The 14,043-nt window shown below is 70.5% G+C and carries 15 protein-coding genes; 10 read left to right on the top strand and 5 right to left on the bottom strand.

The genetic code is table 11. The features are described 5' to 3' along the window. Positions 1 to 122: 122 nt before the first annotated feature. Both ACNNMR_RS06400 and ACNNMR_RS06395 read left to right on the top strand, forming a co-directional pair. Positions 123 to 881, top strand: coding sequence for an SseB family protein (locus tag ACNNMR_RS06400; protein ID WP_419993542.1), 759 nt, complete (start codon positions 123 to 125; stop codon positions 879 to 881). Positions 882 to 973: 92 nt separating this feature from the next. Continuing rightward, positions 974 to 1,717 (top strand): MIP family channel protein, encoded by a 744-nt coding sequence (locus tag ACNNMR_RS06395; RefSeq protein ID WP_419993541.1) that lies wholly within the window; start codon positions 974 to 976, stop codon positions 1,715 to 1,717. 6 nt (positions 1,718 to 1,723) lie between these two features. On the opposite strand, the gene ACNNMR_RS06390 is transcribed toward ACNNMR_RS06395, so the two are convergent. After that, positions 1,724 to 2,077 carry a DUF1844 domain-containing protein gene (locus tag ACNNMR_RS06390; protein WP_419993540.1) on the bottom strand — a complete coding sequence of 118 codons (354 nt, stop codon included), beginning with the start codon at positions 2,075 to 2,077 and terminating at the stop codon, positions 1,724 to 1,726. Between the two features lie 312 nt (positions 2,078 to 2,389). Here ACNNMR_RS06390 and infC point away from each other — a divergent pair, with 312 nt between their 5' ends. The 7 genes from infC (at position 2,390) to pheT (ending at position 9,819) form a co-directional block, all read left to right on the top strand. Then, positions 2,390 to 3,007 (top strand): translation initiation factor IF-3, encoded by a 618-nt coding sequence (gene infC, locus ACNNMR_RS06385; protein WP_420000273.1) that lies wholly within the window; start codon positions 2,390 to 2,392, stop codon positions 3,005 to 3,007. Positions 3,008 to 3,134: 127 nt separating this feature from the next. Continuing rightward, positions 3,135 to 3,329 (top strand): 50S ribosomal protein L35, encoded by a 195-nt coding sequence (rpmI, locus tag ACNNMR_RS06380; RefSeq protein ID WP_165235380.1) that lies wholly within the window; start codon positions 3,135 to 3,137, stop codon positions 3,327 to 3,329. Between the two features lie 71 nt (positions 3,330 to 3,400). Further along, on the top strand, positions 3,401 to 3,787 hold the full coding sequence (gene rplT / locus ACNNMR_RS06375) for a 50S ribosomal protein L20 (RefSeq protein ID WP_165235383.1): 387 nt from the start codon (positions 3,401 to 3,403) through the stop codon (positions 3,785 to 3,787). 97 nt (positions 3,788 to 3,884) lie between these two features. Beyond that, the gene (locus ACNNMR_RS06370; protein ID WP_419993539.1) at positions 3,885 to 4,742 is read left to right on the top strand and encodes a TrmH family RNA methyltransferase; all 858 of its coding nucleotides are present in this window, start codon (positions 3,885 to 3,887) and stop codon (positions 4,740 to 4,742) included. A 69-nt stretch (positions 4,743 to 4,811) separates the two neighbouring features. Continuing rightward, a complete protein-coding gene (locus ACNNMR_RS06365) occupies positions 4,812 to 5,891 on the top strand; it encodes an ATP-binding protein (protein ID WP_419993538.1) in 1,080 nt (359 codons plus the stop codon). Between the two features lie 260 nt (positions 5,892 to 6,151). Then, positions 6,152 to 7,276, top strand: a complete 1,125-nt coding sequence (gene pheS, locus ACNNMR_RS06360) for a phenylalanine--tRNA ligase subunit alpha (RefSeq protein WP_419993537.1) — start codon at positions 6,152 to 6,154, stop codon at positions 7,274 to 7,276. Next, complete coding sequence (pheT, locus tag ACNNMR_RS06355) at positions 7,276 to 9,819, top strand: phenylalanine--tRNA ligase subunit beta (RefSeq protein ID WP_419993536.1); 2,544 nt, start codon at positions 7,276 to 7,278, stop codon at positions 9,817 to 9,819. The genes pheS and pheT overlap by 1 nt, the downstream gene beginning before the upstream one ends. 85 nt (positions 9,820 to 9,904) lie before the next feature. Here the strand turns inward: pheT and ACNNMR_RS06350 are convergent, their stop codons facing one another. The 3 genes from ACNNMR_RS06350 to ACNNMR_RS06340 form a co-directional block, all read right to left on the bottom strand. Then, positions 9,905 to 10,606 carry a DedA family protein gene (locus ACNNMR_RS06350; protein WP_419993535.1) on the bottom strand — a complete coding sequence of 234 codons (702 nt, stop codon included), beginning with the start codon at positions 10,604 to 10,606 and terminating at the stop codon, positions 9,905 to 9,907. 116 nt (positions 10,607 to 10,722) lie between these two features. Continuing rightward, positions 10,723 to 11,337 carry a hypothetical protein gene (locus ACNNMR_RS06345; RefSeq protein WP_419993534.1) on the bottom strand — a complete coding sequence of 205 codons (615 nt, stop codon included), beginning with the start codon at positions 11,335 to 11,337 and terminating at the stop codon, positions 10,723 to 10,725. A 111-nt stretch (positions 11,338 to 11,448) separates the two neighbouring features. Continuing rightward, positions 11,449 to 12,315 (bottom strand): 3-hydroxybutyryl-CoA dehydrogenase, encoded by an 867-nt coding sequence (locus ACNNMR_RS06340; protein ID WP_419993533.1) that lies wholly within the window; start codon positions 12,313 to 12,315, stop codon positions 11,449 to 11,451. A 155-nt stretch (positions 12,316 to 12,470) separates the two neighbouring features. Between ACNNMR_RS06340 and ACNNMR_RS06335 the strand changes: the two genes are divergently transcribed. Continuing rightward, positions 12,471 to 13,748 (top strand): glycoside hydrolase family 10 protein, encoded by a 1,278-nt coding sequence (locus ACNNMR_RS06335; RefSeq protein ID WP_419993532.1) that lies wholly within the window; start codon positions 12,471 to 12,473, stop codon positions 13,746 to 13,748. A 14-nt stretch (positions 13,749 to 13,762) separates the two neighbouring features. On the opposite strand, the gene ACNNMR_RS06330 is transcribed toward ACNNMR_RS06335, so the two are convergent. Next, positions 13,763 to 13,966, bottom strand: coding sequence for a DUF1918 domain-containing protein (locus ACNNMR_RS06330; RefSeq protein WP_419993531.1), 204 nt, complete (start codon positions 13,964 to 13,966; stop codon positions 13,763 to 13,765). Between the last annotated feature and the right edge of the window lie 77 nt (positions 13,967 to 14,043).

Here is a 14,043-nt window from a genome sequence, read left to right as displayed (position 1 = left end):
CGGGGGCAGGCGTCCCGCTGGGCGGGACGGGTGGGCCCGGACGTTTCCGGCGGCCGCCGACGCGACTCGCACCGGCAGGACCCGCAGCGGAGCTGCCCCCGCGCCGCCGATAGGCTCACCGGGTGGCAGCGCCCAAGAACATCCCGGATTCTCCCTTCGCCGACGATGACGGCTCCGCCGACACTCGGCTGGCCGAAGCACTCGCCGCGCACGCGAAGGAGCCCACGGCCGACACCCAGGCAGCAGTCCTCGCGGCTCTGCGAGGCGCCCGCCTCCTCGTGCCGGTAGTCGCGCTGCTGACCGAGGCCGAGGTCGGCGAAGACGGATTGCGCCGCGACAGGACCAGCGAGATGGCCATCCCCACGCTCACCGGCCCCGGCGGCCGCAAGGCGCTCCCCGCCTTCACCTCCACCGACGCCCTCACCCTCTGGGACCCGGACGCCCGCCCCGTCGCCGTACCGCTGCAGCAGGCCATCCAGGCCGCCGTCTCCGAGCGCGCCGACACCCTCGCCCTGGACATCGCGGGCCCCGCCCCGTACGAGCTCAGCGGCACCGCCCTCCTCGCCGCCGCCGAGGGCCGCGACAGCGCCGACCCGCTCGACGACCCGGCAGTGCACGCGGCCGTACGGGAGGTGCTCGCGGCGGACGAGGCGGTACGGGCCGCCCACCTGGGCCCTGGCGGCGCCGACGCCGACGGCACCCTGGCGCTCGTGCTGGAGCCGGGCGCGCAGGCGCAGGCGGCGGGCGCCGCCCAGCGCGTAGCCCAGGCCCTGGCCTCGCACGACGCACTGCGCGCACGACTCAGGCGCGGGCTGACACTCGCGCTGATCCCGGCCGAGGCGGCCGCGCGGCTGCCGGGGGAGCCCGTCTACCGGCGCTGACGGCGGTCCCCGACAGGCAGCCGCCAGGCATTGCGCGCACAATGCTGGGAGCGGCAAAACGATCTCCACCACACACCGCAGAGGGAGAGGTCATGGAGACGCGCAAGCTGGTATCCGAGTTCATCGGCACGCTGATGCTGGTGCTCTTCGCCGTAGGCGCGGCCGTGCTTGCCGCCGAGTACATCGGCACCCTGGGCATCGCGCTCGCCTTCGGCTTCACCCTGCTGGCCCTGGCGTACGCGCTTGGCCCGATCTCGGGCTGCCATGTGAATCCGGCCGTCACCCTCGGCATGCTGCTCTCGAAGCGGATCAGCGTGAATACGGCCGTGGGCTACTGGGTGGCCCAGTTCCTCGGCGGCATCGCCGGCGCGGCGCTGCTGTTCCTGCTGGCCAAGCAGGTGCCGGGACTGCAGACCACCGGCGCCTTCGGCAGCAACGGCTTCGCCGACCGCTCGGCCGTGCACATCAACACCGGCGGCGCCTTCATCGCCGAGGTGCTGCTGACGTTCCTGCTGGTCTTCGTGGTGCTGTCGGTCACCCACCACATCGGCCAGCGCGCGACCGCCGGTTTCGGCGGCCTGGCGATCGGCATCTCGCTCGCCGTCATCCACCTGGTCGGCATCCCGCTGACCGGCACCTCCGTGAACCCCGCCCGCAGCCTCGGCCCGGCGCTCTTCGCCGGCGGGCAGGCGCTGTCGCAGGTGTGGCTGTTCATCGTGGCGCCGCTGGTGGGCGCTGCCCTGGCGGCGGCCGTGCACCAGCTCGTACACGGCCCGGACAAGGCGGATGCGGTGCCGGATGCGGCTGAGACGGCCGCGACCACCGCGAAGAGCTAGATCCGGTCAGCCGAAGACCGGCCCCGTGAACTTCTCGCCCGGCCCCTGACCCGGCTCGTCCGGGACCGCCGAGGCCTCGCGGAAGGCCAGCTGCAGCGACTTCAGGCCGTCCCGCAGCGGCGCCGCGTGGTACGAGCCGATCTCCGTGGCGCTCGCCGAGACCAGGCCCGCCAGGGCCGTGATCAGCTTGCGGGCCTCGTCCAGGTCCTTGTGCCGCTCGCCCTCCTCGGACAGGCCGAGGTTCACCGCGGCGGCGCTCATCAGGTGCACCGACAGGGTCGTGATCACCTCGACGGCAGGCACATCCGCAATATCGCGGGTCATGGCATCGAAGTCGGCGGCGGGGGTGGGCTCACTCATGGCGCTAGCCTAAGCGAGCCCCACGATGTGGGTGCTTCCGCCCCGGCCTGGTACTCTTGGGTGTCAGACCGGTCGGATGCGTGTGTGTCCGGCCCGCAAGTGGAGGCTCCGAACTCCCACCTGATCGACTTTACGGTCGGCAGGTCACCGGTCAAGATGCGCCCCGCGGTTCGCCGTGGCGGTGCTCCCCGGCAGGAGCCCCGTCACTTGTGTCCCGTTCGGGGCATTTTTCATGCCCCGCAGCGAGTGGTCACCACAGACGATTACGTGGCTGTCCGCCAGGCATCCGCGTAGGAAGCCCGAGGAGGCCCCATCAGCGCCGAGCCCCGCATCAACGACCGGATTCGCGTCCCCGAGGTGCGACTCGTCGGTCCCAGTGGCGAGCAGGTCGGCATCGTGCCGCTTGCCAAGGCCCTGGAGCTTGCGCAGGAGTACGACCTCGACCTGGTCGAGGTCGCGGCGAACGCCCGTCCGCCCGTGTGCAAGCTCATGGACTACGGGAAGTTCAAGTACGAGTCGGCCATGAAGGCCCGTGAGGCGCGCAAGAACCAGGCGCACACGGTCATCAAGGAGATGAAGCTCCGGCCGAAGATCGACCCGCACGACTACGACACCAAGAAGGGTCACGTCGTCCGGTTCCTCAAGCAGGGTGACAAGGTCAAGATCACGATCATGTTCCGTGGTCGCGAGCAGTCCCGCCCCGAGCTGGGCTACCGACTGCTGCAGCGGCTCGCGGACGACGTCCAGGAGCTGGGTTTCGTCGAGTCGAACCCCAAGCAGGACGGCCGCAACATGATCATGGTCCTCGGTCCGCACAAGAAGAAGACCGAGGCCATGGCAGAGGCCCGCGAGGCGCAGGCCGCCCGCAAGGCGGAGCGCCGCGGTGACGCACCGGCGGAGGCCCCTGCCGAGGAGCCCGCCGAGGCGTGAGTCTTCCGGGGTGCCCCGGAAGGGGCCGCCCCGAGCGAGCAGAACACGAAGAGCAGCTGACGCTTCAGCCTGCCGGTTTACGGAAACCGAAGGGCCGGGGCGCCAACACTGAGGAGAGACGGCCACCATGCCGAAGAACAAGACCCACAGCGGCACCAAGAAGCGCTTCAAGATCACCGGCTCCGGCAAGGTGCTCCGTCAGCGCGCCGGCCGTCGCCACTACCTCGAGCACAAGCCCTCCACCCTGACGCGTCGCCTCGCCGGCACCGTCGAGGCGGCCCCGGGCGACGCCAAGAAGGTCAAGAAGCTTCTCGGCAAGTGAGGCGAGGCGCCCCCGACCGGGGCGCCGCCTTATGCCGACCGGGACCCCATTCGTACTAGGAGAAGATCAAAGTGGCACGCGTCAAGCGGGCAGTGAACGCCCAGAAGAAGCGCCGGGCAATCCTCGAGCAGGCCAGTGGCTACCGCGGCCAGCGCTCGCGCCTGTACCGCAAGGCCAAGGAGCAGGTCACCCACTCCTTCGTCTACAACTACAACGACCGCAAGAAGCGCAAGGGCGACTTCCGTCAGCTGTGGATCCAGCGCATCAACGCCGCTGCCCGCGCCAACGGCATCACCTACAACCGCTTCATCCAGGGTCTGAAGGCCGCCAACATCGAGGTGGACCGCAAGATGCTGGCCGACCTCGCGGTCAACGACGCGAACGCCTTCACCGCCCTCGTCGAGGTGGCCCAGAAGGCCCTTCCGAGCGACGTGAACGCGCCGAAGTCGGTTGCCTGACCCCATAGCAGGTCAGACTTGAGGACCCGCAGGGCTTGCCCTGCGGGTCCTGTCGTTGCCAGCCCTCGGTTTTCCCTCCAACGCAGCCAGGAGACCCGTGCAGACCCCCCAGATCACGTCCCCGCGGTCCGCGCGCGTCACCGCCGCGCGCAAGCTGCTCAAGCGGAGCGCCCGCGGCAAGGAGCGCCGCTTCCTCGCCGAGGGTCCGCAGGCCGTGCGCGAGGCGACCGCTCTCGTACGGGACGGGGCGCCGGTACTGGACGAGCTGTTCGCCACCCCGGAGGCCGCCGAGCGGTACGCGGAGATCCTCGACGCCGCCCGTAAAGCCGGGGCCCGGATGCATACCGCCACCGACGAGGTCGTGGCCGAGCTGTCCGACACCGTGACGCCGCAGGGCCTGGTCGCGGTGTGCCGCTTCCTGGACGTGCCGTACGAGGAGATCCTCGCCGCCCGGCCGAAGCTGGTCGCCGTCCTCGCCCACGTCCGCGACCCGGGCAACGCCGGGACCGTGCTGCGCTGCGCGGATGCCGCGGGGGCGGATGCCGTCGTGTTTACGGATGCTTCCGTGGATCTGTACAACCCGAAGGCGGTACGGGCCTCCGCCGGCTCCGTCTTCCACCTCCCGGTCGCCGTCGGCGTGCCCGTGGAGGCGGCCGTCGCCGGGCTGCGCGGCGGCGGGGTGCGAGTGCTGGCCGCCGACGGGGCGGGGGAGCGGGACCTGGACGCCGAGCTGGACGACGGGGTGCTGGGGCGGCCGACCGCGTGGGTCTTCGGGAACGAGGCGTGGGGGCTTCCCGCGGAGACCAGGGCGCTGGCCGACGAGGTGGTGCGCGTCCCCATCCACGGGCGGGCCGAGAGCCTGAACCTCGCCACGGCCGCCGCCGTGTGCCTGTACGCCTCCGCGCGTGCACAACGCCCGGTCGGTGGCTCCCGGTTCGCCCCCGTGACCGAGTAAGGTGTGCCTGATCGGGGGGCCCGGGAGGATTCCGGGGCCAATCCCCCTGGCCGGAGAGGGGGTTGCGGAGTGGACGGCTCGTACGGTGAGCATGTGTCCACGGGGCTGTGCGACCCTGACGATCTCCCCGACGGGCTGGTGATCGCCGACGCCGACGGGCGGGTGGTGTGCTTCAACGCCGCGGCGGCCAAGATCACCGGCCTGGATCCGGCGAAGGCGCTCGGCAGCCGCTTCGAGGAGGCCCTCGCCCTGGAGGACCTCAAGGGCCGGAGCTGGTGGGCGCTCACCGATCCGTACGGCGGCCTGGCCGTCCGTACCGGACAGCCGGAGCGCAATCTGCTGCTGCCCGGCAATCACGAGGTGCTGGTCGCCGCCAAATACGTCCGCCGCCGGCCTGCCGGGCCGCTGGACCGCCTCGTCGTCACGCTGCGGTCGACCGAGGCGCGGCGGCGCGACGAGCGCAGTCACGCCGAGCTGATCGCCACCGTCGCGCACGAGCTGCGGTCGCCGCTGACGTCGGTGAAGGGCTTCACGGCCACGCTGCTGGCCAAGTGGGAGCGGTTCACCGACGACCAGAAGCGGCTGATGCTGGAGACCGTGCACGCGGACGCCAACCGCGTGACCAGGCTGATCGCGGAGCTGCTGGACATCTCCCGGATCGACTCCGGGCGGCTTGAGGTGCGGCGGCAGAAGATCGACATCGAGGCGGCCATCCGGCGGCATGTGGAGGCGCAGATCACCGCGGGGGAGGACCCGGTGCGGTTCGGGGTGCAGGTCTCGGCCGGGCTGCCGGCGCTGTGGGCCGACCCCGACAAGATCGACCAGGTGCTCGGCAACCTCCTGGAAAATGCCGTGCGGCATGGCGCGGGCACTGTCACGATCGAGGTGACCCGGTCTGTACGGCGCGATGAGGAAGGGACGACCGTCACCGTGAGCGACGAGGGCCCCGGCATCCCTGAGGAGTCGATGAGCCGCGTCTTCACGCGTTTCTGGCGGGGTTCCAAGCGCGGTGGTACGGGGCTGGGGCTGTACATCGTCAAGGGGATCGTGGAGGCGCACGGCGGCACGATCGCGGTGGCCCGCGCGGAGGGCGGCGGCGCGAGGTTCCGATTTACGTTGCCCGTCGGGGCGCCGGCCTATTTGGCCTGATCAGCTGCGACGGGCTTTCCGTGGCGCCGGGCATTGTCCGGTGCCAGTCGCGTCGGCGGCTGCCGGAAACGTCCCGGGCCCACCCGTCCCGCCCAGCGGGACGCCTGCCCCCGGAGTGGCGTGGGCGGCTGCCGCCGGAGTCCGGTTTACCGGTCGGCGCGACTCGCACTCCCAAGGCTCTAAACTCGACCTTTGGCACCCCGGGTGCCCATGTGTCGGGAACGGGCACCACAGCCAGCCAATCGGAAGCACGGGAAGAGATGTCGGCACCCAATAAGTCGTACGACCCTGTCGAGGTCGAGGCACTGAAACCGGAGAATGTCGAGCGCATGCGCGACGAGGCGGTCGCCGCCTTTGCCGCCGCGAGCGACCTCGAGCAGCTTCAGGAGGCGAAGACCGCCCACGCCGGTGGCACCTCCCCGCTCGCCCTCGCCAACCGCGAGATCGGCGCCCTCCCGCCGCACGCCAAGGCCGAGGCCGGCAAGCGCGTCGGCCAGGCCCGCGGTGCGGTGAACCAGGCGCTGAAGAAGCGCCAGGAGGAGCTCGAGGCCGAGCGGGACACCCGCGTGCTGGTCGAGGAGGCGGTGGACGTCACGCTGCCGTACGACCGCGTCCCCGCCGGCGCCCGCCACCCGCTGACCACGCTCTCCGAGCGCATCGAGGACATCTTCGTGGCCATGGGCTACGAGGTGGCCGAGGGCCCGGAGGCCGAGGCGTCGTGGCTCAACTTCGACGCGCTGAACTTCCCGCCCGACCACCCGGCCCGCGAGGAGCAGGACACGCTCTTCGTGCAGAGCCGGGACCCGGAGCAGGACTCCCATGTCGTGCTGCGCACGCACACGTCCCCGGTGCAGGTCCGGTCGCTGCTCGAACGCGAGCTGCCGGTCTACGTGATCTGCCCGGGGCGTACGTATCGCGCCGACGAGCTGGACGCCACCCACACCCCGGTCTTCCACCAGGTGGAGCTCCTCGCCATCGACGAGGGCCTGACCATGGCCGACCTCAAGGGCACGCTCGACCACATGGTCCAGCAGCTCTTCGGCGGCGACGGCATGAAGACCCGGCTGCGGCCGAACTTCTTCCCCTTCACCGAGCCGTCCGCCGAGATGGACATGGTCTGCTATGTCTGCCGCGGCGAATCCGTCGGCAACCCCGACAAGCCCTGCCGCACCTGCGGCTCCGAGGGCTGGATCGAGCTCGGCGGCTGCGGCATGGTCAACCCGCGGGTGCTCATCGCCTGCGGCGTCGACCCGGAGAAGTACAGCGGATACGCCTTCGGCTTCGGCATCGAGCGGATGCTGATGTTCCGCCACAACGTTCAGGACATGCGAGACATGGTCGAGGGTGACGTGCGCTTCACCCGGCCGTTCGGGATGGAGATCTGATGCGAGTCCCGCTTTCTTGGCTGCGGGAGTACGTCGACCTCCCCGCCGGTACGACTGGGCGCGACGTCCAGGAGAAGCTCGTCTCGGCCGGTCTTGAGGTCGAGACCGTCGAGCAGCTGGGCGCAGGGCTGACCGGTCCGCTGGTGGTCGGCAAGGTGCTGGCCATCGAGGAGCTGACCGAGTTCAAGAAGCCGATCCGGTACTGCCAGGTCGACGTCTCCGACGCCAATGGCACCGGCGAGCCGCAGAACATCGTCTGCGGCGCGACGAACTTCGCCGTCGGCGACAAGGTCGTCGTGGTCCTCCCGGGCGCCACGCTGCCCGGCGACTTCAAGATCTCGGCCCGTAAGACCTACGGCCACGTCTCTGAGGGCATGATCTGCTCGGCCGCCGAGCTGGGCATGGGCGACGACCACGACGGCATCATCGTGCTGCCGCCCGAGTACGAGCCCGGCATCGACGCCATCGAGCTGCTCGAGCTCAAGGACGAGGTCCTGGACATCGCGGTCACCCCCGACCGCGGCTACTGCCTCTCCATGCGCGGCGTCGCCCGCGAGACCGCCATCGCCTACGACCTGCCGCTCCGCGACCCGGCGCTGCTCGACGTACCGGCGCCGAACGACCAGGGCTACCCGGTCAAGGTCGACGACCCCGCCGGCTGCGGCCGCTTCACCGCCCGTACGGTCACCGGCGTCCGCCCGGAGGCGCGCTCGCCGCTGTGGCTGCAGCGCCGGCTGCAGAAGGTCGGCGTGCGCCCGATCTCGCTGGCCGTGGACATCGCCAACTACGTGATGTTCGAGCTGGGCCAGCCGCTGCACACGTACGACAAGGCGAAGCTCCAGGGCCCGATCGTGGTCCGCCGCGCCGAGCAGGGCGAGAAGCTCACCACCCTCGACGACGTCGAGCGCAAGCTCGACGCCGCCGACCTGCTGATCACCGACGACCGCGGGCCGATCGGCATGGCGGGCGTGATGGGCGGCGCCAACACCGAGATCGCCGACGTCGAGCAGGAGGAATCTCTCTTCGGCGGCGACGCGCAGGGCACCACCGAGATCGTCATCGAGGCCGCGCACTTCGAACCCGTGTCGGTCGCCCGCACCGCGCGCCGCCACAAGCTGTCGTCCGAGGCGTCGCGCCGCTTCGAGCGCGGCGTGGACCCGGAGGCGGGTGCGGCTGCCGCGCAGCGGACCGTGGATCTGCTGGTGCTGCTTGCTGGTGGCACGGCTGATCCGGGTGTGACGGAGGTGGTGACGCCGTCGGGCCCGCGGACGATTCAGATGCACGTTGATCACCCGGATCGGGTCGCTGGTGTGACGTACGGGCGGGAGGTTGTCGTCCGGCGGCTGCAGGAGGTCGGCTGTGATGTCTACGGGACCGATGAGCTGACGGTCACCGTGCCGTCCTGGCGGCCGGATCTTCGTGATCCCAATGACCTGGCCGAGGAAGTCATCCGGCTTGAGGGCTACGAGAACCTGCCTTCGACGCTGCCCAAGCCGCCGCCTGGGCGTGGGCTGACCGCGCGGCAGCGGCTGCATCGGCGGGTCGGGCGGGCGCTGGCAGGGGCTGGGTATGTGGAGGCGCTGAATTACCCCTTCCTGGGGGATGCGGCCTTCGATCAGCTGGGGCTGGATGCGGATGACGCGCGGCGGTCCACGGTGAAGCTCGTGAATCCGCTGAGCGACGCCGAGCCCGCGCTGCGTACGACGCTGCTGCCTGGGCTGCTGGCTGCGCTGCGGCGTAATGACAGCCGTGGGTCGCATGATCTGGCGCTCTTCGAGACGGGGCTGGTCTTCCATCCGGCGAGTGGGCCGGGGGCGACCGACTCCGCGCCGTTGCTGCCGGTGGACCGGCGGCCGACGGATGCCGAGATCGCGCAGCTGGGCGCGGCGCTGCCGGATCAGCCGCGACGGGTCGCTGTCGTGCTGGCGGGTGCGCGTGAGCAGGCCGGTTGGTGGGGCAAGGGTCGGCCGGAGAGCTGGGCTGATGCTGTGGAGGCGGCGCGTACGGTGGCCCGCGAGGCGGGCGTTGAGCTCGTGGTCGAGGCCGACCAGCATGCGCCCTGGCACCCTGGCCGGTGTGCTGCGTTGTACGCGCAGGTCGGTGGAGCCAAGACGCTGGTCGGGCATGCCGGTGAGCTGCATCCGCGGGTCGTGAAGGCCATGGGGCTGCCCGAGCGCACCAGCGCGATGGAGCTCTCGCTCGATCTGCTGCAGCGCGCGGGCGGGGACGCCCGGCTGATCGCGCCGGTGATTTCCACGTATCCGGTGGCTACGCAGGATGTTGCGCTGGTGGTGGACTCGTCCGTGACCGCGGCTGCGGTTGAAGCTGCGCTGCGGGATGGGGCGGGGGACCTGCTGGAGTCGGTGCGGCTGTTCGACGTGTACGTCGGGGAGCAGGTCGGCGAGGGGAAGAAGTCGCTGGCTTATGCGCTGCGCTTCCGCGCCTCCGACCGGACGCTGACGGTCGAGGAGGCCTCCGAGGCTCGGGACGCGGCTGTCGCTGTCGCGACGGAGCGGACGGGTGCGGTGCTGCGGGGGGCGTAGGTCCCGCCCACCCGCCCGCTGAAGTCATACGTAAGGGGCCGGCGCACTCTTGGTGCGTCGGCCCCTTACGTATGCGCGTCGCGCGTCAGCGCTTTGCGTGCTTGCCTCGCTGGCGGCCCGGCTGGGGCGGGGCGGGGTTGTCTGACGCCGCTGCCGGCTCCGCCTTCTTGTTCTTACGGGCCCTCAGGAACTCGATGATGATCGGGAGCACCGACAGGAACACGATCAGGATCAGCATGGCCTCGATGTTCTTGTGGACGAACTCGATCTGGCCGAGGAAGTAGCCCAGGATCGTCACGCCCGCGCCCCACAGGGTGCCGCCGATGATGTTGAAGGTGATGAAGGAGCGGTAGTTCATCCGGCTCACGCCCGCGATGATCGGCGTGAAGGTCCGTACGATCGGCACGAAGCGGGCCAGGACCAGGGACTTCGGGCCGTGCTTTTCGAAGAACTCGTGGGCCTTTTCTACGTTTTCCTGCTTGAAGAGGCGGGAGTCGGGGCGCCTGAAGAGGGATGGGCCCACCTTGCGGCCGAAGAGGTAGCCGACCTGGTCGCCGAGGATCGCCGCCAGCACGATGAGCAGGCACACCAGCCACAGCGGGTAGTGCAGGTACTTGCCGTTGGCCACCAGCAGGCCCGTGGTGAAGAGCAGCGAGTCGCCCGGCAGGAAGAACCCGATCAGCAGCCCGGACTCGGCGAAGACGATCACGAGGATCCCGAGCAGGCCGAACGTCGGAATCAGCCAGTCCGGGTCCATCCACTGCGGGCCGAGGGCGAGAGTCGTCACGGGTGTGGGCTCCTGGGTCACAGAACAAGAGACGGCGTGCGGTGGCACGTGTCGTGCCTAAAACTACAACGCCGCCGCGGGCCGCTTGGTTCTCCGGGTCCGTGACCAGGTGCGGTTCAGCCAGTGGTACGGCGCCTGCGCAGCAGCATCGCGACCCCGCCGGCTGCGGCGGCGATGCTGAGGGCGGAGCCGACCGCCACCTCCGTGGTGCCTCCGTCGCCGCCGGATGAGCCGCCCATTCCGCCGTGGGCGGGGGCCTGTGGGACGGCGGGGGCGGGGGATTCGGGCGATGCGGGGGACTCGGGGGAGGCGGACTCCGGCGGGGACGACGGGCTGGGGGTCGCCGTGCCGCCCGCGAAGGTGACGACGGCGTTCGTCACCGTGTCCTGCTCCGAGCCGCAGGCGAAGTAGATCGTCGCCCGCCGCCCGGGCTCCGCGTCCGGTGAGATCGTCGCCGTGCCCGTCACCGCCCCGCCCTCCGCCTCGCGCAGATCCGTCGCCTCGACCGGGAAGCGCGCCGTCGACCCGTCCCCCAGCAGCGCCCCTTCCGCCCGCCCGCCGTCGCTCGGATCGGTGCACCCGCGCAGCGTCAGCGTGACCTGCTGGCCCGGGCGCGGGTTCGCGGGGCTCACCTCGGCGCTGGGCTCCGCGGTGGCGCGCGGGGCCGTAACGGCGAGGATGGCGCCGCTCAGGATGATGACTGCGGATATGCGGCTGCGGCGACGGGTCATGGCGGCGGCTCCGGTTCCGTGGGGGGTAACTGAAGCCGACGCTAGGGGCGGGCGCGGTCGCGGGCGATTCCTGCTAGGCCCTTCAGGCGGTCTGGCCGTACGAGTAGCGGTCTAGCCGTACGAGTAGAAGCCCGCGCCGCTCTTCCGGCCAAGGCGGCCCGCGTCGACCATGCGCTGAAGGAGTGGGGGAGCGGCGTACAGGGGCTCCTTGTACTCCTCGTACATGGAGTCGGCCACCGAGACGACCGTGTCCAGGCCGATCAGGTCGGCGAGCTTCAGGGGGCCCATGGGGTGGGCGCAGCCCATTTCCATGCCGTCGTCGATGTCCTCGCGGGTGGCGATGCCGCTTTCGAACATGCGGACCGCGGAGAGGATGTACGGGATCAGGAGGGCGTTCACGATGAAGCCCGAGCGGTCCTGGGCGCGGATGGCGTGCTTGCCGAGGATCTCGGCGGCCAGGCCCTCGGCGCGCTTGATCGTTTCCTCGCTGGTGGTCAGCGCGGGGATCAGCTCGACGAGCTTCTGCACCGGGGCCGGGTTGAAGAAGTGGATGCCGATGACCTGCTCCGGGCGGGAGGTCGCGACCGCGAGCTTCACCAGGGGGATGGAGGAGGTGTTGGAGGCCAGGATCGCGTCCGGGCGGGTCAGCACCTGGTCGAGGATCTGGAAGATCTCGGTCTTGACCTGCTCGTTCTCGACGACCGCCTCGATCACCAGGTCGCGTTCCGCGAGCTCGCCGAGGTCGGTGGTGAAGCTGAGCCGGGCCAGCGCCGCGTCCCGCTCCGCCGCCGTGATCTTGCCGCGCTCGGCGGCCTTCGTCAGGGAGTTCGTGAGCCTGGTACGGCCGTACTCAAGGGCATCGCCGGTGATCTCGGCGACTATCACGTCCAGCCCGGCGCGCGCACACACCTCCGCGATGCCGGCGCCCATCTGCCCACAGCCCACCACACCAATGCGTTCGATGTCGCTACCCGCCACCACAACCGGCCCTTCCCTGGGTGTCACTCCTACCGGCCCGACGTTACCTCGCGGCCGCGCGGGTCTTGTGCCCCGGTCGCCGGGGAGGGAAGGATGTGCCCGCCGGGAAGTGGTACAGACCACTTTCGAATGACGTCTGGGGAGGGTGTGCGGTTATGGAGGCGGAGAGTCCTGGCGGCAGAGGGTCCGGTCTGGGGCGGCGCGGGCTGATCGCGGCGGCCGCGGGTGTGGTGGCGAGCGTGGCCGCGGGGAGCGAGGCGGTGGCGGCTCCGCAGCACGGGGGCGGGCATCACTGGCCCCGCCGGGAGCAGATGCGCGGCTCGTGGGTGGCGACCGTGGCGAACATAGACTGGCCGGTCAAGCAGGGCCTGAGCGCCGCCGAGCAGCAGGCCGGGCTGATCGCCCGCCTCGATGAGGCGAAGGCGCGCAATCTCAACACCGTGATCTTCCAGGCGCGGCCGACCGCGGATGCGATGTGGCCGTCGAAGTACGAGCCGTGGTCGGAGTGGCTGAGCGGGGTGCAGGGCCAGGACCCCGGCTGGGATCCGCTGGGCTTTGTCGTACGGGAGGCGCACCGGCGCGGCCTTGAGCTGCACGCGTGGTTCAACCCGTACCGGGTGCGCAACGACGCTGACGCGTCGAAGCTGATCGCGAGCCATCCGGCCAAGCGGCATCCCGAGTGGATCGTCCCGTACGGCGGGAAGATCTACTACAACCCGGGCATTCCGGAGGTCCGGCGCTTCGTCCAGGACTGCATGCTCGACGCGGTGCGCCGCTATGACATCGACGCCGTGCACTTCGACGACTACTTCTATCCGTATCCGGTGGCGGGTCAGGAGTTCGCGGACGATGCGACGTACGCGGAGTACGGGGCCGGGTTCCCGGACAAGGCGTCCTGGCGGCGCAGCAACATCGATCTGCTGATCCAGGAGCTGGGGCGGCGGATAAAGCGGATCAAGCCGCGGGTGCAGTTCGGGGTCAGCCCGTTCGCGGTGTGGCGGAACAAGGCGACCGATCCGATCGGCTCCGACACGACGGCGGGGGCGCAGACGTACGACAGCCTCTTCGCGGACACGCGGAAGTGGGTCAAGGAGGGGTGGCTCGACTACATCGCGCCGCAGGTCTACTGGAACATCGGCTTCGCCGCCGCCGACTACGCCAAGCTCGTGCCCTGGTGGAACGACGTCTGCGCCGGCACCGGCGTGAACCTCTACATCGGCGAGGCGCTCTACAAGGTCGGCACCGCCGGGCAGCCCGCCGCCTGGTTCGACCCCGCGGAGCTGTCCAGGCATCTGACCTTCTGCAAGGACTATCCGGAGGTCAAGGGCAATATCTACTTCTCCGCGAAGCAGATACCGCTCGATCCGCTGGGCGCGGTGAGCCGGCTCGTGGCCGACCATTACCAGCGGCCGGCGCGGCCGCCGAGGTGTTGAGCGTGTAGGCCCCGCTAGCGCGGCCCGGGCTCCCCCGCCGGTCCCTCGGCGACGCGGGTGGTGTCCGGGCCCGGGGACAGGACGGATTCGTGTCCCTCGGCGTCCCGCACGCGATACGGGCCCTCGGAGCCGAGGACCTCGATGACCTCGACGGTCTTGTCGTGCTGGCCCACGGTGCGACCGTGGGTGCACAGCTTGTCGCCCTTGTTCGCGCGCATCGGCGTGACCTCCCAGCCGTACGGATGCGGTAGCGGTCCGTAATCGAAAGTCTAGGGCCGAGGGCGGCGTCTGTCCC

The sequence above is a fragment of the Streptomyces boninensis genome (genome assembly GCF_048572725.1).
Lineage (GTDB): Bacteria > Actinomycetota > Actinomycetes > Streptomycetales > Streptomycetaceae > Streptomyces > Streptomyces boninensis.
Note: the sequence above shows the minus strand (reverse complement) of the source record. Positions and strands in the feature narration are given on the sequence as shown.

Excerpts from the sequence above, each read along its gene's own strand:
- ACNNMR_RS06395 (WP_419993541.1), top strand. The coding sequence starts at position 974 with ATGGAGACGCGCAAGCTGGTATCCGAGTTCATCGGCACGCTGATGCTG.
- ACNNMR_RS06390 (WP_419993540.1), bottom strand. The coding sequence starts at position 2,077 with ATGAGTGAGCCCACCCCCGCCGCCGACTTCGATGCCATGACCCGCGAT.
- rpmI (WP_165235380.1), top strand. The coding sequence starts at position 3,135 with ATGCCGAAGAACAAGACCCACAGCGGCACCAAGAAGCGCTTCAAGATC.
- pheS (WP_419993537.1), top strand. The coding sequence starts at position 6,152 with ATGTCGGCACCCAATAAGTCGTACGACCCTGTCGAGGTCGAGGCACTG.
- pheT (WP_419993536.1), top strand. The coding sequence starts at position 7,276 with ATGCGAGTCCCGCTTTCTTGGCTGCGGGAGTACGTCGACCTCCCCGCC.
- ACNNMR_RS06345 (WP_419993534.1), bottom strand. The coding sequence starts at position 11,337 with ATGACCCGTCGCCGCAGCCGCATATCCGCAGTCATCATCCTGAGCGGC.
- ACNNMR_RS06335 (WP_419993532.1), top strand. The coding sequence starts at position 12,471 with ATGGAGGCGGAGAGTCCTGGCGGCAGAGGGTCCGGTCTGGGGCGGCGC.
- ACNNMR_RS06330 (WP_419993531.1), bottom strand. The coding sequence starts at position 13,966 with ATGCGCGCGAACAAGGGCGACAAGCTGTGCACCCACGGTCGCACCGTG.